This is a genomic window from Mesorhizobium bavaricum (genome assembly GCF_056781655.1).
Genome location: NZ_CM165566.1, coordinates 5,342,682 through 5,360,485, shown reverse-complemented (window position 1 = coordinate 5,360,485; position 17,804 = coordinate 5,342,682). Strand labels below are relative to the sequence as shown.

22 protein-coding genes and 2 tRNA genes are annotated in these 17,804 nt (G+C 63.4%); 16 read left to right on the top strand and 8 right to left on the bottom strand.

Going from position 1 to position 17,804, the window contains the following annotated elements; genetic code table 11:
* Positions 1 to 8 precede the first annotated feature (8 nt).
* The 4 genes from dapB to AC1RZR_RS26295 all read left to right on the top strand — a co-directional run bounded on the left by dapB (position 9) and on the right by AC1RZR_RS26295 (position 3,863).
* The gene (gene dapB, locus AC1RZR_RS26310; protein WP_481826448.1) at positions 9 to 803 is read left to right on the top strand and encodes a 4-hydroxy-tetrahydrodipicolinate reductase; all 795 of its coding nucleotides are present in this window, start codon (positions 9 to 11) and stop codon (positions 801 to 803) included.
* A 150-nt stretch (positions 804 to 953) separates the two neighbouring features.
* The gene (locus AC1RZR_RS26305) at positions 954 to 1,961 is read left to right on the top strand and encodes an ABC transporter substrate-binding protein (protein ID WP_477276368.1); all 1,008 of its coding nucleotides are present in this window, start codon (positions 954 to 956) and stop codon (positions 1,959 to 1,961) included.
* A gap of 154 nt (positions 1,962 to 2,115) precedes the next feature.
* Positions 2,116 to 2,970: an ABC transporter ATP-binding protein gene (locus AC1RZR_RS26300; protein ID WP_477276370.1), complete on the top strand. Its 855-nt coding sequence runs from the start codon at positions 2,116 to 2,118 to the stop codon at positions 2,968 to 2,970.
* 14 nt (positions 2,971 to 2,984) lie between these two features.
* Complete coding sequence (locus AC1RZR_RS26295; RefSeq protein ID WP_477276372.1) at positions 2,985 to 3,863, top strand: ABC transporter permease; 879 nt, start codon at positions 2,985 to 2,987, stop codon at positions 3,861 to 3,863.
* 21 nt (positions 3,864 to 3,884) lie between these two features.
* Here AC1RZR_RS26295 and AC1RZR_RS26290 read toward each other — a convergent pair whose 3' ends face one another.
* Positions 3,885 to 5,237 (bottom strand): sensor histidine kinase, encoded by a 1,353-nt coding sequence (locus tag AC1RZR_RS26290; protein ID WP_477276374.1) that lies wholly within the window; start codon positions 5,235 to 5,237, stop codon positions 3,885 to 3,887.
* Entirely contained in the window at positions 5,227 to 5,895 is a 669-nt protein-coding gene (locus tag AC1RZR_RS26285) for a response regulator (protein WP_477276376.1), read from the bottom strand. Before AC1RZR_RS26285 ends, AC1RZR_RS26290 begins: the two co-directional genes overlap by 11 nt.
* Before the next feature lie 573 nt (positions 5,896 to 6,468).
* On the opposite strand from AC1RZR_RS26285, the gene AC1RZR_RS26280 reads away from it, so the two are divergent.
* The 3 genes from AC1RZR_RS26280 (at position 6,469) to AC1RZR_RS26270 (ending at position 7,456) form a co-directional block, all read left to right on the top strand.
* Positions 6,469 to 6,702: a DUF680 domain-containing protein gene (locus AC1RZR_RS26280; RefSeq protein WP_477276378.1), complete on the top strand. Its 234-nt coding sequence runs from the start codon at positions 6,469 to 6,471 to the stop codon at positions 6,700 to 6,702.
* Positions 6,703 to 6,763: 61 nt separating this feature from the next.
* Positions 6,764 to 6,991, top strand: coding sequence for a DUF680 domain-containing protein (locus AC1RZR_RS26275; protein ID WP_379106408.1), 228 nt, complete (start codon positions 6,764 to 6,766; stop codon positions 6,989 to 6,991).
* A gap of 225 nt (positions 6,992 to 7,216) precedes the next feature.
* Entirely contained in the window at positions 7,217 to 7,456 is a 240-nt protein-coding gene (locus tag AC1RZR_RS26270; RefSeq protein WP_477276380.1) for a DUF680 domain-containing protein, read from the top strand.
* A gap of 49 nt (positions 7,457 to 7,505) precedes the next feature.
* Here the strand turns inward: AC1RZR_RS26270 and AC1RZR_RS26265 are convergent, their stop codons facing one another.
* Genes AC1RZR_RS26265 through AC1RZR_RS26250 form a run of 4 tightly spaced genes read right to left on the bottom strand, consistent with a single transcriptional unit; the run spans position 7,506 to position 10,009 of the window.
* Positions 7,506 to 8,015: a SixA phosphatase family protein gene (locus AC1RZR_RS26265; RefSeq protein WP_477276382.1), complete on the bottom strand. Its 510-nt coding sequence runs from the start codon at positions 8,013 to 8,015 to the stop codon at positions 7,506 to 7,508.
* 16 nt (positions 8,016 to 8,031) lie between these two features.
* Complete coding sequence (gene purN / locus AC1RZR_RS26260) at positions 8,032 to 8,745, bottom strand: phosphoribosylglycinamide formyltransferase (protein ID WP_477276384.1); 714 nt, start codon at positions 8,743 to 8,745, stop codon at positions 8,032 to 8,034.
* Complete coding sequence (gene purM, locus AC1RZR_RS26255; RefSeq protein WP_477276386.1) at positions 8,742 to 9,806, bottom strand: phosphoribosylformylglycinamidine cyclo-ligase; 1,065 nt, start codon at positions 9,804 to 9,806, stop codon at positions 8,742 to 8,744. Before purM ends, purN begins: the two co-directional genes overlap by 4 nt.
* A complete protein-coding gene (locus AC1RZR_RS26250; protein WP_477276388.1) occupies positions 9,803 to 10,009 on the bottom strand; it encodes a hypothetical protein in 207 nt (68 codons plus the stop codon). The genes purM and AC1RZR_RS26250 overlap by 4 nt, the downstream gene beginning before the upstream one ends.
* Positions 10,010 to 10,079: 70 nt before the next feature.
* Between AC1RZR_RS26250 and AC1RZR_RS26245 the strand changes: the two genes are divergently transcribed.
* The 4 genes from AC1RZR_RS26245 (at position 10,080) to hdaA (ending at position 13,686) form a co-directional block, all read left to right on the top strand.
* The gene (locus AC1RZR_RS26245) at positions 10,080 to 11,069 is read left to right on the top strand and encodes a methyltransferase (RefSeq protein WP_477276390.1); all 990 of its coding nucleotides are present in this window, start codon (positions 10,080 to 10,082) and stop codon (positions 11,067 to 11,069) included.
* A gap of 133 nt (positions 11,070 to 11,202) precedes the next feature.
* On the top strand, positions 11,203 to 11,760 hold the full coding sequence (locus AC1RZR_RS26240) for a CDP-alcohol phosphatidyltransferase family protein (RefSeq protein WP_477276392.1): 558 nt from the start codon (positions 11,203 to 11,205) through the stop codon (positions 11,758 to 11,760).
* Positions 11,732 to 12,934 carry an AI-2E family transporter gene (locus AC1RZR_RS26235; protein WP_477276394.1) on the top strand — a complete coding sequence of 401 codons (1,203 nt, stop codon included), beginning with the start codon at positions 11,732 to 11,734 and terminating at the stop codon, positions 12,932 to 12,934. Before AC1RZR_RS26240 ends, AC1RZR_RS26235 begins: the two co-directional genes overlap by 29 nt.
* A 47-nt stretch (positions 12,935 to 12,981) precedes the next feature.
* The gene (gene hdaA, locus AC1RZR_RS26230) at positions 12,982 to 13,686 is read left to right on the top strand and encodes a DnaA regulatory inactivator HdaA (protein ID WP_477276396.1); all 705 of its coding nucleotides are present in this window, start codon (positions 12,982 to 12,984) and stop codon (positions 13,684 to 13,686) included.
* A gap of 50 nt (positions 13,687 to 13,736) precedes the next feature.
* Here hdaA and AC1RZR_RS26225 read toward each other — a convergent pair whose 3' ends face one another.
* Complete coding sequence (locus AC1RZR_RS26225) at positions 13,737 to 14,639, bottom strand: LysR family transcriptional regulator (protein WP_481826447.1); 903 nt, start codon at positions 14,637 to 14,639, stop codon at positions 13,737 to 13,739.
* A 118-nt stretch (positions 14,640 to 14,757) separates the two neighbouring features.
* Here AC1RZR_RS26225 and AC1RZR_RS26220 point away from each other — a divergent pair, with 118 nt between their 5' ends.
* On the top strand, positions 14,758 to 15,624 hold the full coding sequence (locus AC1RZR_RS26220; protein ID WP_477276400.1) for an NAD(P)H-binding protein: 867 nt from the start codon (positions 14,758 to 14,760) through the stop codon (positions 15,622 to 15,624).
* Positions 15,625 to 15,645: 21 nt separating this feature from the next.
* On the opposite strand, the gene AC1RZR_RS26215 is transcribed toward AC1RZR_RS26220, so the two are convergent.
* Positions 15,646 to 15,722 (bottom strand) — tRNA-Pro (locus AC1RZR_RS26215).
* Between the two features lie 124 nt (positions 15,723 to 15,846).
* Here AC1RZR_RS26215 and AC1RZR_RS26210 point away from each other — a divergent pair.
* From AC1RZR_RS26210 to AC1RZR_RS26195, 4 genes are all read left to right on the top strand, one after another.
* The gene (locus tag AC1RZR_RS26210) at positions 15,847 to 16,152 is read left to right on the top strand and encodes an ETC complex I subunit (RefSeq protein WP_109662967.1); all 306 of its coding nucleotides are present in this window, start codon (positions 15,847 to 15,849) and stop codon (positions 16,150 to 16,152) included.
* Between the two features lie 46 nt (positions 16,153 to 16,198).
* Positions 16,199 to 16,275 (top strand) — tRNA-Arg (locus AC1RZR_RS26205).
* Between the two features lie 285 nt (positions 16,276 to 16,560).
* Complete coding sequence (locus tag AC1RZR_RS26200) at positions 16,561 to 16,785, top strand: hypothetical protein (protein WP_477276404.1); 225 nt, start codon at positions 16,561 to 16,563, stop codon at positions 16,783 to 16,785.
* A 189-nt stretch (positions 16,786 to 16,974) separates the two neighbouring features.
* The gene (locus AC1RZR_RS26195; protein WP_481826446.1) at positions 16,975 to 17,763 is read left to right on the top strand and encodes a GGDEF domain-containing protein; all 789 of its coding nucleotides are present in this window, start codon (positions 16,975 to 16,977) and stop codon (positions 17,761 to 17,763) included.
* Positions 17,764 to 17,804 lie beyond the last annotated feature (41 nt).

The window sequence follows — 17,804 nt, the reverse complement described above, 5'->3', positions numbered from 1 at the left end:
GATAGCGCATGTCCCAACCGCCGATCAGGATTGCCATCGCGGGTGCACAGGGCCGCATGGGCCGCCAGATGGCGGACGCCGTGCAGTCCGATGCCCGGCTGGCGCTCGCCGCCCGTTTCCACCGGCCGGGCATCGTCGGCGACGGGCTGGTGAGCCGTGACGAGGCACTTGCCATGGCCGACGTGGTCATCGATTTCACCACGCCGGCTGCCTCGGCCGATCTGGCAAGATCTTGCGCTGACCGTGGCGGCCCAGCCCTGGTCATCGGATCGACAGGCTTCGATGCCACTGAGTTGGCGACCATCGCCAATGCCGCGAAAAGCATTGCCATCGTCCGCTCCGGCAGCTTTTCACTCGGGCTCAACATGCTCATCGGATTGGTCGAGCAGGCGGCGAGAGCGCTCGATTCCGACGACTGGGATATCGAGATCGTCGAGGCGCACCATCGCCACAAGATCGATGCGCCGTCCGGGACGGCACTGATGCTGGGACAGGCCGCAGCCGGCGGACGCGGCATCGAACTGGAGACGGTCGCAAGGCGCGTCCGCGATGGCGTCACCGGCGCACGGCCGATAGGCGAGATCGGCTTTGCGGTGATGCGTGCTGGCAGCATCGTTGGCGAGCACAGCGTCAGCTTTTGCGCCGAGGGCGAGACCGTGACCCTGTCGCATTCGGCCGGCGACCGCATCATGTTCGCCCGTGGCGCCATCGCCGCCGCCCTCTGGGTGGTGGCGCGGCCGCCCGGTGAATATGACATGCGCGACGTGCTGGGACTGAGCGCCCCGGTACGGCATTCCGGCTGATCCTTTTCGTCAGCCGGCTGAAAGCCAGCTGAAAGCTTGGGCGTGCCATGACAGGGTCGCGGTGTCACCGCATGACCGGTTCTTGAGCGGCCGGCGAGGAGGAGAATGCGGCGCAGCTTCACGGCGCGTCGCCCAAGTGGAGGAAGTTTCGTGACCGGTTTCATCTCGAAGTGCGCCTTGCGCGCGCTAACCCTGGCCATCGTCGCCACGGGCGCCACGGCGGCATCGGCGGCCGACAAGATCACCATCATCGTCGGCGGCATGGAAAAGCAGATCTACCTGCCGGCCATGCTCACCCAGCAGCTCGGCTACTTCAAGGACCAGGGGCTCGATGTCGAACTGGTCAATTCGCGCGCCGGCGTCGAGGCCGAAAATGAACTGCTGGCCGGCGCCGTGCAGGGCGTCGTCGGCTTCTACGACCATACCGTCGACCTGCAATCGAAGGGCAAGTACATCCAGTCGATCGTCCAGTTCAGCCAGGCACCGGGCGAGGTCGAGCTTGTCTCCGCCAAGCACCCCGAGATCAAGTCGCCAGCCGACTTCAAGGGCGCCACGCTAGGCGTCACCGGACTCGGCTCCTCGACCGATTTCCTGACCCAGTACCTTGCCGTGCGCAACGGCTTGAAACCCGGCGACTACACACTGCTGCCGGTCGGCGCCGGCAACACCTTCATCGCCGCCATCAAGCAGGACCAGATCCAGGCCGGCATGACCACCGAGCCGACCATTGCGCAGTTGCTGAAGACCGGCGAGGCCAGCGTCCTGGTCGACATGCGTACCCCTGAAAAGACCAAGGAAGCGCTGGGCGGGCCCTATCCGGCGGCCTCCTTCTATGTCCAGTCCGCATGGCTCGAAAGCCACAAGGACGAGGCGCAGAAACTTGCCAATGCCTTCGTCATGACGATGAAGTTCATCGCCAGCCATTCGGCCGAGGAGATCGCCGACAAGATGCCGAAGGACTACTATGCCGGCAACAGGGATCTCTATGTGCAGGGCCTGGCCGGTGGCAAGGCGATGTTCACGCCCGACGGCCGCATGCCGGCCGATGGCCCGCCGACCGTGCTCAAGGTTCTCTCGACATTTTCGAAGAGCCTGCAGGGCAAGCAGATCGACCTGTCGAAGACCTACACGACGGAATTCGTCGACGCCGCCAAATAGCAGCACGCTGAAGGGCCACAGGCCGCCCGCCAGAGAACAAGGGCTTGCGCTGTTCGCTTGATTCACATCGGCAGCAGCGCGGCCGTTCCCAAAACACTTGAGAGACCCGCGGCAGTGTCGCGGGCCCCTTGCCCCATAGCGACAGGAGTATGCCATGCAACTGCAACCCATGGCGGCCGAGAAGCTGTCTCAGGCCGCGCTGCCAGCCGATGCGGCAATCGCCATCGACGACGTGACGCTGCGCTTCGTCACGCCGGACGGCCACATGATGACGGCGATCCGCGACTTCACCATGACGGTGGCGCGCGGCGAATTCGCCTGCGTGGTCGGGCCGACCGGCTGCGGCAAGTCGACGACGCTCAATCTCGTCACCGGCCTGCTGCGGCCGACGACCGGCAATGTCCGTGTCATGGGCAACCCGGTCATCGACATCAGCCGCGACATCGGTTTTGTCTTCCAGGCTGACGCGCTGTTTCCGTGGCGCAGCGTCATCGACAATGTCGCTGCCGGCCCGCTCTATCGCGGTACGCCCAAGGCGCAGGCCTATGAGCGGGCGCGCGACTGGATCGCCCGTGTCGGCCTCGGCCGCTTCGAAAAGCACTATCCGCACCAGCTTTCGGGCGGCATGCGCAAGCGCGTCGCGCTCGCCCAGACCTTCATCAACCAGCCCAAGATCCTGCTGATGGACGAGCCGTTCAGCGCGCTCGATATGCAGACGCGCACCGCCATGCAGGACGAACTGCTGGGTCTGTGGTCGGAGCAGAAATCCTCCGTCGTCTTCGTCACCCATGACCTCGAGGAGGCGGTGGCGCTGGCCGACAAGGTCTATGTGCTGACGGCGGGACCAGGAACGGTCAAGAGCGTCTATCGCATCGACCTGCCGCGCCCGCGCGTCATGGCCGACATCCGCTACGACCCCAAATTCGTCGAGATCGCCAAGGTGATCTGGAACGATCTGCGCGAGGAAGTGCAGCTCGGCCAGAGCCGCACCTTGCAGACCGGCCATTGAGAGGAGACGCCGCCATGACCGCCATCTCTGCCACCACCTCTCAGGCCGCCGTGCGCGATGCCTCCATCGCCGTTGCCGAAGGCCGGGCCAGGGCACGGCTGCACCGCCGCCATGCGTTGGTCATCGGGTTGCGCTTGGCTATCCTGGTCGCCTTCCTCGGCCTGTGGGAACTCGGCGCCGACTACAACATCATCGACCCGTTCTTCTTCGCCAGCCCGTCCGGCATCTGGCAGCAGATCTGGGTGTGGATCACCGAAGGCACGTCGCAAGGCCCGCTCTGGGTACAGATCTACGTCACGCTGGAGGAAACCTTTCTCGGCTTCGTCATCGGCGCCGTTGGCGGTATCGCCGCCGGCATCATCCTTGGCCGCAACCGGCTGCTCGCCGATGTCTTTTCGATCTACATCAAGATCGCCAATTCGGTGCCGCGTGTCGTGCTCGGCTCGGTGTTCATCATCGCGCTCGGCCTCGGCATGGCCTCCAAGGTGGCGCTGGCCGTGGTGATGGTGTTCTTCGTCGTCTTCGCCAACGCTTTCCAAGGCGTTCGCGAGGCCGACAGGGCAATGATCGCCAACGCCCAGATCCTTGGTGCCTCGCCGTTCCAGATCACCCGCACCGTCATCATTCCCTCGGCGATGAGCTGGATCCTGGCCAGCCTGCATGTCAGTTTCGGCTTTGCCCTGGTCGGCGCGGTGGTTGGCGAATTCCTCGGCGCCAAGCAAGGCATGGGCCTGCTGATCTCGACCGCGCAGGGTGCTTTCAACGCCAATGGCGTCTTTGCCGCCATGATCATCCTGGCGGTGATGGCGCTGGTGGTGGAGTTCATCATCACTCGCTTCGAGAACTACGTCGTCAAATGGCGGCCGGCGCCGTTCAGTGAGCAGGGGACATGATCCGCGTCTGACCCGCTGCGATCAGGCCAAAGGCAGCCTTACCTCAACCACCAGACCGCCGGCCGCGCCATCCCCGAGGGTGACGCGGCCGCCGGCATTTTCGACGACCTCGCGCACGATGGCGAGGCCAAGCCCGCTGCCTTCCTCGGTGGAGCCGGCAATGCGGTAGAAGCGCTCGAACACGTGGTCTCGCTCGTCCACTGGGATGCCGGGCCCGTCATCGGTGACCGTCAACACGGCCTGGCCGTCGACGGCCGCCAGCTTCAGCGTGACGCTGCCGCCGGCCTGGGAGTAGCGCAGCGCGTTGTCGACAAGGTTGACGATCATCTCGCGTAGCATGGTGCCGTCGCCGATGACCGGCACAGGTCCGGCCTCCTCGAGGCCGAGATCGATGTTGCGATCGATTGCTGTCGGCGCATGCGTTTCCAACACGTGCCGAGCGGCTTCGGTCAGGTCGACGCGGTCGGCGCGCGGCCGCCGGCTGCCCGGCTCGGCGCGCGACAGGGTCAGGAGCTGTTCGGCCAGCCGCGCCAGCTTGCCGGAGCTTGCCTGCAGCGCCACCAGGGCTTCCTGGCGCGCCTCGGCGGCACTTTCGCGCAGTGCATAGCTCGCCTGTGTCGACAGCAATGCCAATGGCGTGCGCAACTGGTGCGCCGCATTGGCGATGAAGCGGCGCTGCGCCGCCATCTGCGCCCGCACCCGCTCCATATAGACGTTCAGCGCATCGATCAGCGGCCGGATTTCGGTTTGCGCACCTGGCACTTCGACGGGGTCGAGGTCGCTGCGGCTTGGCGACTGCACCGCGTCGCGCAGCCGGATCAGCGGTGCCAGGCCGCGACGCAGGCCGAGCAGCACGAAGATGCCGGCGATCGCCACCAGCGCCAGTTGCTGGGCAAAGGCGCTGAACCACAGCTGTTTGACCATCGCATCGTGTCCGGCCAGCGTAACGCCCACGGTGACGGATATTGGCGAGTCAGCTCCTGCGCCGACCACCGCATGACTGAATGTCAGCAGCCGCAGCACGTGGTCGCGATAGGTCGCTTCCATGCTGGGGTGCTTCGGATCCTCGGGCAGGTCGGGATAGCCGGTCAGCAGCCGCCCGCCGGCCGTCTCGACACGATAGTAGACGCTGTCGCGGTCGCCGGTATCGAACATCTCGATCGCCGCCGGCGGCACCGTGGCATCGAGCACGCCGTCCACTATGGCGACTTGTTCGGCAATCGCGCGTGCCGAACCCAACAGCATCCGGTCGGTGACCAGATCGGCGGTCGCCAGCGCGCTGCGGTGGCTGGTCCACAGGTTGATCGTGGCGAGCCCGGCGAGCGGCAACACCACCCAGGCCAACAGCTGCAAACGGAGGCTGCTACTCCTCATGGCGCAAGAGATAGCCGAGGCCACGCAAGGTGGCGATCTGGACGCGCGACCCTTCGAGCTTCTTGCGCACACGGTGCACATAGATCTCGATGGCGCTGGGGTCGGCATCGGTCTCGAAATCATATATCGCCGCCGACAGAGCCGCCTTGCTCACGGTGCGCCCGGCCTTGACCATCAATTGTTCAAGCACCGCATGCTCGCGCGGGGTCAGCGCCAGCGTTTCGCCGGCAAGTGAAAACAGCCTTGTGTTGGTGTCGAAGACGAGATCGCCGCAAGCAACGACTGGCGCGGTGCGGTCGTTGGCGCGGCGCAGCTGCACGCGGATGCGCGCCTCCAGTTCCTCGATCTGGAACGGTTTCGCCAGATAGTCGTCGGCGCCTTCGTTCAGGCCTTTGACCCGGCCGTCGAGGCTGGCATTGGCGGTCAGCACGATCACCGGCACCGAGTTGCCGCGCGCCCTCAGCATGCGCAGCACTTCCAGGCCGCCCATGCGCGGCAATGCCAGGTCAAGGATGACAAGCGCGTGGCCGCCGGCGGCCAGCGCGTGCTCGACATCCTCGCCGTCATGGACGATATCGACGACATAGTTCGCCTGCCGCAAGGTCTTGCCCAGCCAGTCGGCAAGTTCGCGATTGTCTTCGACGAGCAGCAGCCGCATTTCTATCGCTGTCCTGGGAAGCAGGTCACCCGAATTCCGTCTGTCCTTCGACCAGCACGGCGAGGTCGCGTCCGTTTGATGATCGTGCACAAGCGATAATATCGATCGATCGGCAAGGCAAATGCGCGGACTGACGGACACCGTCAACCGCCGCCTCCACCTGCGACAGCTTGGAATCCCGAAAGCAGTGCCGGGCTGTCATTCCGGCGGACGTAGGCTCACACCAATTCGAACTGGCACACCGAAACTCCGGACCCTGCAGATACAGACAATCGAACCAGTCGGTTCAATTTATGTTGACGCACCGTGATGAGATGGTGAACGCCGGCTCAGCGAACGGCCGTACAGCTTGCCGAGCGCATCTTATAACTATCTGATATTTATAAAGAAAATTTTGACCACTTCAACTCCCGGCCCCGTTTGAAGGTCTGGATTCGGAGCGCAGAGGAACATCTTCGTGATTGGAAGTCGGCCAAAGGAAACCCATTTCGGTGTGGTCCGAGCGACGCGAAATTCCTCCCAAGGGCACGCCACTAGACGGACTGAACTGAGAAACTACTGGAAGTTAAGATAATGACCAAGATCGCTCTTACCGCCGCCGCCATCCTCGTTGCCACGGGCACCGCTTTTGCCGGCAGCGACCACTATGGTTCCGACAATGTCAACCAGCCGGCCGTAGCCGTGCCCGCTGGTAAAATCGACCACAGCTTCACGGCTTCGATCCGCAAGCCGGTCGAGTACCACGGCTTCAAGCTGACGCCCAATTCGGACCAGCCGGAATCCGGCCAGGGCATCTGGGGTCGGTAAGCCGGCGTCTGTCCGACCGTCCCAAACCAGAACCATCAATCGTCAGTCAGGAGTATTTGAAATGACCAAGATCGCTCTTACCGCCGCCGCCATTCTCGTCGCCACGGGCACCGCTTTTGCCGGCAGCGACCACTATGGCTCCAACGATGTCAACCAGCCGGTTGCCAGCCAGTCGGTTTCCAACATCGACACCACGCACACCGGCTCAATCCTGAAGTCCGAAAAGGCGCAGGCTGACGCCAATGCCAACGTGCCGGCTCCGTCTGGCCGTGGCATCTGGGGCCGCTAATTCGTTCAATCCTGGACGACAACAAAGAGCGGTGGGCTTGGCCCGCCGCTCTTGTTTTTGCGCAACAGGATCGACGCCAACTGCGGCGTGGGCCGGGCCTGCCATCTTCGCAGTCGGCAAAAAAGTTCAGCGTCCAGGAATAAAACCGGACTGCCTGAAGTCTTGTCCTTAGCGGAACCGTCCTCCCAAGACACCGCCTAACGGAAAGAACAAGGAGACTTGAAAATGAACAGGATTGCTCTTGCCGCCACCATCATCCTCGTTGCCACGGGCAGCGCTTTTGCCGGCAGCGATCACTATGGCTCAGACAAGGCCAATCAGCCGGTTGCACCGGTTGCCAGCGTCGATCGTGCCGTCACCGGCTCAGTCAAGACCATGCATATGGCTGAGCTCAAGGCTGCGGACGCCAAGAAGAAGACCACAACCAGTTGGCCCGAACCGGGTCAGGGTATCTGGGGCAATTGATGTCTCGAGCAGGTACGCGGCAGGCCGCCGTCACATCTGTCTTCGCACCCTAGCCCAGATCTTTCGGCCGCAGACAATGTGTCAGGCGGGCGGAGGACAGGCCAGACCAATCTCCTTCGAAGATGAAGCGCGCAAGGGCTGCAGTCGGGAATTTTTCCTCGAGCCGCTTGCGCGCCTTGGCCTCCGATCCCGGCCCGGCAAGCTGCTTGGCCAAATCCTCCAGGCCCGGATTGTGGCCGACCACAAGCAAGCTGCCGCTCGAAGCGTCGGCCTGACGTATCTGGCTCAGAATATCGGCCGCTGAAGCATCATAGAGCGCATCGGCGAACGCGACCCGGGGGTGAGCGGGCAAGTCCGCCGCCACCAGCCGCCACGTATCGCGGGTTCGCAGCGCCGCCGATACCAGCGCCAGGTCCGGCAGCCAGTCGCGTGCCACAAGCTCGCGCGCCATCAATCGTGCCGCCTTCAATCCGCGCTGGGCGAGCGGCCGGTCGAAATCACCGAGGTCAGGGTCGTCCCAGCTCGATTTTGCGTGGCGAAGCAGGAGAAGCTGTTTCATCGCCATATGTCTTGGCTCAGGGGGTTATGCGCGCCAACTGCTCGAGATCGGCTTCCTCGCGCAGCGGGTCGGGCGCCATCACCACCGAGGTTCCGTTGTCTGCATCGTCGGCGAAGTGGGCAAGCACGGTGCGTCCGGCCTCCATGCGCGCCTTGCCTTCGGCGACCAGTCCCAGCGCCAGCGGATAGAGCCGGTGCTCGGCCTTCAGCACACGGGCAGCCAGTGCATCTGCATTGTCGCCCACCATCACCGGCACGGCCGCCTGCGCGATGATCGGGCCATCATCCATCTCGGAGGTGACGAAATGCACCGTGCAGCCATGTATGCGCATGCCAGCCGCCAGCGCGCGCGCATGCGTGTCGAGCCCCTTGAACGCCGGTAGCAGGGCAGGGTGGATGTTGATCATGCGGCCTTGCCATTTCTGGACGAAGCCTGGGGTGAGGATGCGCATATAGCCGGCCAGCGCCACGATCTCGGCATTGAGTACCGCAAGCGCGGCGTCGATCGCCGCGTCATGCGCCTGCTTGCTGCCATGGTCGGCGCGGGAGATGACCTGTGTGGCGATGCCGCGCGCCTTGGCGATGCCGAGGCCGGCGGCGTCAGCCTTGTCGGAAATGACGCCGACGATTTCGGCCGGGAAGGCGGGGTCGCTGGCCGCCGCGATCAGCGCTGTCATGTTGGAGCCGCGCCCAGAAATCAGGACAACGGTGCGTTTCCTCTGCGCGCTCATAGGCCGATCGAGCCCCGATAGATGACGCCGGCATCGCGGCGCGGCACGATGCGGCCGATCGGCGTCACCGTCTCGCCGGCTTCCTGCAGCACGGCGGCAACCTGCGCCGCCTGGCCTGAAGCGACCGCCAAGATCATGCCGATGCCGCAATTGAAGGTGCGCATCATCTCCTCCGGCGCAACGCCGCCGGTCTTGGCCAGCCACGAGAACACCGCCGGGACGTCGATCGCCTCGAGATCGAGTTCGGCCGAAAAGTCCTTGGGCAGCACGCGCGGAATGTTTTCCGGGAAGCCGCCGCCGGTGATGTGGGCGAGCGCCTTGATGCCGTGCGTGCCGCGTATGGCCTTGAGGATCGACTTGACGTAGATGCGGGTCGGCTCGAGCAGCGCCTCGGCCAGAGTGGCCTCGTCGTTGAACGGCGCCGGATCGCTCCATGCCAGCCCGCTGGTGGCGACGATGCGGCGCACCAGCGAAAATCCGTTCGAATGCAGGCCGGAGGAAGCGAGGCCCAGCAGTACATCGCCTTCGACGATGTCGTCGGTGGGCAGCAGTTGCCCGCGTTCGGCCGCGCCCACCGCAAAGCCGGCGAGGTCGTAGTCCTTGCCGTGGTACATGCCGGGCATTTCGGCCGTCTCGCCGCCGATCAGCGCGCAGCCGGCCTGCCGGCAGCCCTCGGCAATGCCGCCGACGATCGCGGCACCCTGGTCGGGATCGAGCTTGCCGGTGGCAAAATAGTCGAGGAAGAACAGCGGTTCCGCTCCTTGCACGACGATGTCGTTGACGCACATGGCGACGAGATCGATGCCGATCGTGTCGTGTTTGCCGGCATCGATGGCGATCTTGAGCTTGGTGCCGACGCCGTCATTGGCAGCCACCAGCACCGGATCGGCAAAACCGGCCGCCTTGAGGTCGAACAGGCCGCCAAAGCCGCCGATCTCGCCATCGGCACCCGGCCGGCGTGTGGCGCGCACCAGTGGCTTGATCTTCTCGACCATGAGATTGCCAGCATCGATATCGACGCCGGCCTCAGCATAGGTGAGCCCGTTCCTGCGCTTGCTCATTTCTGGCGCTTGCTCATCGTTGTTTCGTTTGCGGGCTCTTCGCATGAACGGCTTCGCCCCGCAAGGATGACGGTGGGATGCCGAAGTTTTGCCCCGATAAAAAGCGTGGAGAGCGGGTTTTCGGCGGCGGTAACGCCGCTTGTGTGAAATCCCCCTGATTTTTTATCGGAGGCAAAACCCCATACCTGCGTCTGCGCCTTCACCCCTTGCATCCTTGTGTCTGGCTGTTGTTGGTGCTCTGTTGCTTCGCATCAGGCATCCGGGGGCAGGGCCATGCTCAATCCGTCGCAACAGATCATGAGGCTAGGCTTTGGATTCGCCGTTTCACAGGCGTTGCGCGTAATTATCGAACTCGGCATCCCCGATCTCCTGGCTGTCAGCGAGCAGTCTGTGGATGAACTGGCGGCCGCCACTCAGTCTGATGCTGACGCGCTTTACCGTGTAATGCGACTTCTCGCGCCGGAAGGCGTATTTAGGGAAGTACTGCCCCGTCATTTCGAATTGACGGAGGTTGGCGCCGTGCTGCGCTCCGATCAGCCGGGTCCTCGTGACTTCGTCCGCATGATCAACAGTGAGGCCTATCTTGCCTTCGAGCAGCTCTTGCATTCTGTCCGCACCGGAAAGCCAGCCTTCGACAAGGTGTTCGGGAGCCCAAGGTTTGACTGGTTGTCGGAACACCCGGAGCAGGCTGCCTTGTTTCAGCGGGCCATGGTCGCCTTGAGCCAAGGCAGTAACGAGGCCGTTGCCGAAGCTTGTGACTTCGGGCCGTTCACAAGGGTCGTCGACGTTGGCGGCGGACATGGTCAGCTTCTCTCGGCGATCCTGGCCCGCAACCCCCATTTGAGCGGCGTGCTTTTCGATCTGCCTTCGGGCGTCGCGGCAGCACGCCAGGGTACCGGAGGCGACCTGCCGCGCACCGAATTTATCGCAGGTGATTTCTTTGAAAGCGTTCCCACCGGTGACGTCTACGTCATCAAGAAGGTCGTTCACGATTGGGACGATGGGCGTGCCGCGGAGATCCTGCGAAATTGCCGCAAGGCAATGTTGCCGAACGGAAAGGTGCTTGTGGCCGAGACCCTCGTGCCGCCTGGTGACGAACCGAACCAGATCAAGGGTATCGACGTGGTCATGCTCGCCGTCACTGGCGGCCTGGAGAGGACGCAGGTCCAATATGCAAGCTTGTTCGACGCCGCTGGGCTACGCCTTGAGCGAGTGATTCAGACCCGAGGACCCATTTCCATCCTTGAGGCGTCTGCGGCCTAACCGAAGAATATCTCAATGTGAGCCTAGGTCGCGGTGCATCGCCGTCCAGCTACTTTGCTTTGTGTGGCGCTTCTCCCTTGCGATCCCCTGCGTCTCCATCATCTATCAGCCAGCAAACCCGACAGGCACGCATTTGACCATCCCCAACCTGATCACCATCCTGCGCCTTGTTCTGGTGCCAGCGGTCGTGCTGGCGATGCTGCAGGCGCGCTGGGACTGGGCCTTTGCCGGTTTCCTCATTGCCGGCATTTCCGATGGCGTCGACGGCTTCATCGCCCGCCGTTTCAACCAGCAGTCCGAGCTCGGCGCCTATCTCGATCCGATGGCCGACAAGCTGCTGCTGGTTTCGGTCTTCGTCGTCATGGGCTTCATCGGGCAATTGCCGCTGTGGCTGGTCGTCACCATGGTGTCGCGCGACGCTCTGATCGTCTGCGCGGTGCTGTTGTCCTCGATCATGGCCCATCCGGTCGAGATGAAGCCGCTTTTCGTGTCGAAGGCCAACACCGCCATCCAGATCGTGCTGGCGGCGGTTGTGCTGGGCGAACTTGCCCTTGCTGTTGACCTCGACCCGCTGCGGCCGGCCCTCATATTGCTGTCCGGGGTCTTGACCGTGGCTTCGGCCGCGGCCTATCTCGTGGCTTGGCTGAGGCATATGAGCGGCTATGGCGAAAGCTCCAATCCGGACATCTGAGAGAGAAGCGGCAGTTGAGAGAGAGGCGGCAGTGATCGAGGCTGCGGCTGCCGATCTAGCTGCGTCCTCCGCCTTTCGCCGGCAGATCTTCTTCTGGCTGGCCGGCGCCGCGGTGCTCGCGCTTTTCCTCTATGTCTTCAGCAACATCCTGCTGCCCTTCGTTGCAGGCATGGTGCTTGCCTATTTCCTCGATCCGGTCGCGGACCGGCTGCAGCGGCTCGGCCTGTCCCGCATCATGGCAACGGTGGTCATCCTCATCACCTTCCTCATCGTACTGGTGCTGGCCTTCGTCATCCTCATTCCCGTGCTGGCGACGCAGATGGCCGATTTCGCCGGCAAATTGCCGGAATATCTGACCCGACTGCAGAGTCTGATCACGTCGTTCGACCCGAAATGGCTGGAACAGAAATTCGGCGTCAACGCCAATAGTTTGCGAGATGGGTTGAACTCGCTGCTGACCTCGGGCTTCGGCCTGCTCTCCACGGTCTTCACCTCGATCTGGAGTTCCGGTGTGGCGCTGGTCTCGGTGGTCAGCCTTTTCGTGGTGACGCCGGTCGTCGCTTTCTACATGCTGCTCGACTGGGACCGCATGGTGGCGGTCATCGACAGCTGGGTACCGCGCGACAATGTGGCGACGGTGCGCGCCATCGCCAGGGACATCAACACCGCCACCGCCGGCTTCGTGCGCGGCCAGGGCACGCTGTGTCTGATTCTTGGCGCAATATATGCCACCGGGCTGACGCTGACCGGGCTGAATTTTGGCATCCTCATCGGCCTGTTCGCCGGGCTGATCTCATTCATCCCCTATGTCGGCTCGCTGACCGGGCTGGTGCTGGCCGTCGGCGTCGCCTTCGTCCAGTTCTGGCCGGACTGGACCATGATCGTCGCCGTCGCGGTGGTGTTCTTCATCGGCCAGTTCATCGAAGGCAACATCCTGCAGCCGCGGCTGGTCGGCAAGAGCGTCGGACTGCATCCGGTGTGGCTGATGTTCTCGCTGTTTGCCTTTGGTGCGCTGTTCGGCTTCGTCGGCCTGCTGATTGCCGTGCCGGCTTCGGCGGCAGTTGCAGTGCTGGTGCGGTTTGCCATAGCCCGCTATCTCGAGTCGCCGCTCTACAGGGGCCATGGAACCGCACCGGAGCTCCCGGCCGATCGGCGCAAGGCCATCAAGCCATGATCCGGCCGGTGACCAGGTGTCTTGCCGGCCCGCAGGGCTGAGCCCGCATGAGTGACCAGAAAACCGACCCGCCGCGTCAGTTGCCGCTCGATCTCGGCCATGGCACCGGCTATTCGCGTGACGACCTCGTCGTCTCTGGCACCAACAACCAGGCAGTGGCCTTGGTTGATCGCTGGCCGGACTGGCCTTCGCCGGTGGTGGTGCTGGCCGGTCCCGCGGGTTCGGGCAAGACGCATCTCGCCTCGATCTGGCGCGCGCGCGCCAACGCGGTGGCGGTCGACGCCAGGCGCGTCGGCGACAGCATCGCCAGTCTCGGTGCCCGACCGGCGCTGATCGACGATGTCGATACCGGGGCGGTCGACGAGCAAGGGCTGTTCCACTTGATCAATGCGGTGCGTAGTGCCGGATCGACACTGCTCCTGACAGCGCGACGCTTCCCATCGGCCTGGGGTGTCAGCCTGCCGGATCTTGCCTCTCGGCTGAAAGCGGCGGCGACGGTCGAGATCTATGAGCCCGACGATCACTTGCTCGCCGGCGTCATCACCAAGCTGTTCGCCGATCGCCAGATCGAGGTCGAGCCGCATGTCGTTCAGTATCTGGTCCGTCGCATCGAGCGCTCGCTGGCGACAGCCATGCGCGTGGTGGAGCGGCTGGACCGCACCGCGCTCGAGCGCAAGACGCCGATCACGCGGACATTGGCAGCCGAGACCGTCAGCGCCATGGACGAGGGGCAGGGCGAGTTCGAGATCTAGGCTGGATTCGCCAAAAAGGTGCGGTCAGCGGGCTGACGTCAGACCGGCGTTCAACCCAGATGCGATTGCACAAAGTCGATGAAGGCGCGCACCTTGGCCGGCGGCAGATGGCGCGATGGGTAGAGCGCATAGAGCGGAAAGCTCTCGCCATGCCAGTCCGGCAGGACTTCGACCAGAGCGCCTTGCCGGATGAGGTGCTGCACGCCGATTGCCTTGATCCTGGCGATGCCGACGCCGTTGAGGCAGGCGCCGAGCATGGTGCCAAACTCGGTGACCATGAGACGGCCGGTGGTCTTGACGTCGACAACCTCGCCGGCGCGTCGAAACCGCCACTCCTCGATCGGCTGACCGGTCAGCGAATCCCGAACCTGGATGCAGGCATGATCCACGAGGTCGGAAGGAGCGACCGGACATCCATGCGCCTTCAGATAGACCGGCGCCGCAACCGTCACCGTGCGCGTCTCGACGAGCTTCCTTGCCACCAGGGACGACACAGGCGGTGTCCCGAAGCGGATGGCGATGTCAAATCCTTCGCCCACCAGGTCTCCCAACTGGTCTCGCGCGACCAGTTCGAGCGATAGGTCGGGATAAAGCGACAGGAATTCACGGATATGCGGCGTGAACAGCTGGCGCGAGAAAAAGGCATCGACGTTGACGCGCAGCCGGCCGCGCACGGCGACAGACGTGCCGGAGGTGACGGTTACCGCGTCTTCGATCCCTGTCAGCAGCGGGGCGACCTCGGCATAAAGCCGGCGGCCCTCGTCGGTCAGCGACACCGCTCGTGTCGTCCGGTCGAGCAACCGCACGCCAACGCGGGCTTCGAGGCGCGAGACAGCGCGGCTGACGCCTGAGCGCGACAGGCCGAGCGCGTCCGCCGCCCGGGCAAAGCTGCCGCCTTCGGCAATCGCGGCCAGCACGCCGACATTGGAGATCACGCGTCCATCAAACGTCATTTTGCTTATCCGATGATTTTAGATCAACAATGCTATGACTTAATGGCACTCACTGCAACAGTGAGTGCCGGGCTAGAGATCCGTCATCCCACGCCGCAGAGATGAATGGAGACGGATCATGTATGCAATCACCGGCATTACCGGAAAAGTCGGCGGCGCGTTGGCGCGAGGCTTGCTCGCCACTGGCCAGCCAGTCCGCGCTGTTGTGCGCGACGCCGCAAAGGCCCAGCAATGGGCGGCACTCGGTTGTGATGTCGCGGTAGGTGCCATGGAGGATGCCGTAGCGCTGGCCGAAGCCTTCAACGGTGCCACGGCCGTATTCATCCTGCCGCCGCCGGTGTTCGATCCCGAGCCCGGCTATCCTGAAACGCAAGCGGTGATCGACAGCGTCGTAGCGGCGTTGGAAGCCGCAAGACCGGCCAAGGTCGTCTGCCTGTCTACCGTTGGCGCCGATGCGGTTCAGGACAATCTGCTGTCACAGCGCAGGATGATGGAGGCCGCGCTGAGCGCTCTCCCGTTGACACTCACCTTCCTGCGGCCCGCCTGGTTCCTCGATAATGCCGCCTGGGACGTAACGTCGGCGCGCGAAACGGGCCTGATCCAAAGCTTCCTGTTGCCGACGGACAGGGCGCTGCCGATGGTTGCCGCCGAGGATGTCGGGCGAGCGGCGGCGGAGCTCATCCAGCAGGACTGGACCGGCACGCGCATCGTCGAACTGGAAGGCCCAGCCCGTGTATCGCCTGATGACCTTGCCGCAGCCTTCGCCACAGTACTTGGCAGGCCGGTGCGCGCCGTGCCGGTGCCGCGCGAAACCTGGGAAGCGCTTTTTCGTTCGCAAGGCATGAAGAACCCGCAGCCCCGCCTGCGCATGCTCGACGGCTTCAACGAGGGCTGGATTGCATTCTCCGATCAAACGAAGACGGTCAAGGGGATGACAGATGCGACGGCCGTCGTTGCCGCTCTCGTCGCGGGCACAAGCGCTTAGATCTCGCGGAATATGAGAGGATGGTCGGAGTGGAGAGATTCGAACTCCCGACCCTCTGGTCCCAAACCAGATGCGCTACCAGGCTGCGCTACACTCCGAACGGTCTGTTGCCTATTCATTTCAGTGTTGCATGGCAAGTGCAAAAACCTTGCCGCCGTGCGCATTGCGCAGTAATGACGGGCGAAGGGTGGCGATGCTGCCTTGCACAATAACGAGGTGGCCATGTCCGCGCGCATTTTCAGCCCAGCCAAAACCGCGATGCAGTCCGGCAAGGCCAAGACCGGCCACTGGGTGCTCGAATTCGATCCCGAGATGCGCAAGAAGATCGATCCCCTGATGGGCTACACGACGTCGGGAGACATGAGGAGCCAGATCAGGCTCACCTTCGACACCAGGGAAGAGGCGGTGGCCTACGCCGAAAAGGAAGCGCTCGCCTACCGCGTCGAGGAGCCGAAAGAGACCAAGCGTCGCCAGATTTCCTATGCGGAGAATTTCCGCTATGACCGCCGGACGCCCTGGACGCATTGACCGGCGGCTGGCGCCAAATATCCAGCCGGCCCAGTGGCCGGCCAGCGGTCCCGTAGCTCAGCTGGATAGAGCACCGGCCTTCTAAGCCGATGGTCACAGGTTCGAATCCTGTCGGGATCGCCAATAATTTCAAAGGCTTGCGCCGGTCGGTCTGATCAAGGCCGCAAGATCCGCCGTCCCGCGACTGCCCCGCGCCCGCAACCCTATGCAACAGGACGTTGAGCCTTGGAAATGCCGCCCATTCGGTGCAGCGATCCGTAATTATTTCGTGATCCGGTATGGTCGGAACCTTAGCTCCCATCACGCGTTCCGGGCCTTGTATTCGCGGTGCCTCATAAAAAGACAATGTGCGGGCCTACGAATGGGGTGGGGCAAAACAAGCGCGGCTGGGGGAGGAGAAACCAGACCATGTCGTATCGTGAAATTGGAACGTCCCCCGCATTGGGGCGGCGTATCGCTGAACTCAAGGCCAGAATGCGGGATGCCGAAATCTCCGATCATGAGATGAAAACGTTTCAAAAGGTCGCCGCCATCATGGGGGCAGGCGACGGCTCCCTGCGACTGGACGCCGACGACCTGATCGCGGCATCCTTCGTTGTCGGGACGCTGGGTGGACCGGCGCCCAACCGCTGACATTCAGGATTCCCCGCATCAGCCGAAGTCCAGCAAACAGACGGCATCACCCTCACCGGCGATCACTGCTGCCGTCGGTGTCGTTGACCTTCGGCTGCCGTGTCTCCCGATATCGAATTGGAAGGAAAGTCTTATCAATTTGTTTGCGTTGGTGCGTCATAGTAGCGGCGGCTAACGGAGTGGAATGCGATGAAGCTCGATCTGTCGCCGACGAGCTGGGGCAGGGTGATCGTTGTCACGGCAGCCGGTACGGCGTTCTTCATTGCCGTGGCGTTCTTCGTCGATTCCTTCAATTTCCCCTATCTCTCAGCCGAGGCGGTGTGGCGGGCGCAAGTGACCGATCTGATGCTGCCCTTGGTGCTGGGCGGCTCGTTTCTGTCTTTCCTCATGTGGAAGATCCGCCAGCTGGCCATCGCCCAGCGCGATCTCAGCATCGTTGCCGCCACCGACAGCCTGACGGCGGTGCTGAACCGCGGCGCCTTCTCGATGCTGGTCGAGGCCTATCTTGAGCAGACCCGCAAGCAGGAGCACACCAATTCGGGGGCACTGCTGATCATCGACGCCGACCATTTCAAGTTGATCAACGACCGGCTCGGGCATGACTGCGGCGACCAGGCGCTCAAGCTGATAGCGCAGGCAATCAAAGGCCAGCTGCGCGGCGGCGATATCGTTGGCCGCATCGGTGGCGAGGAATTCGGCGTGTTTCTTCCCGGGGTGGATCCCGCGCAATCCTGGGTGGTTGCCGAAAGCATCCGCCGGCGCATCCGTGAAATGGACTTTTCTCCAGGCGGGCGGCCATGCCCATTGTCCGTCAGCATCGGCGGCACAAGCTTTACCGGCCCGACCACCTTCGAAGAGATTTTCGTGGCGGCCGACAGACGGCTTTATACGGCCAAGTCGAACGGGCGCGATCAAGTCAGCTTCGATCCGGCAGGTGCCTCTCCGGCGCCTCTGCCCAGCATCGCCACGGTGCATTGACAACGGAGAAGGAAGCTGGCGTGGACCGCTTCCTTGACGTC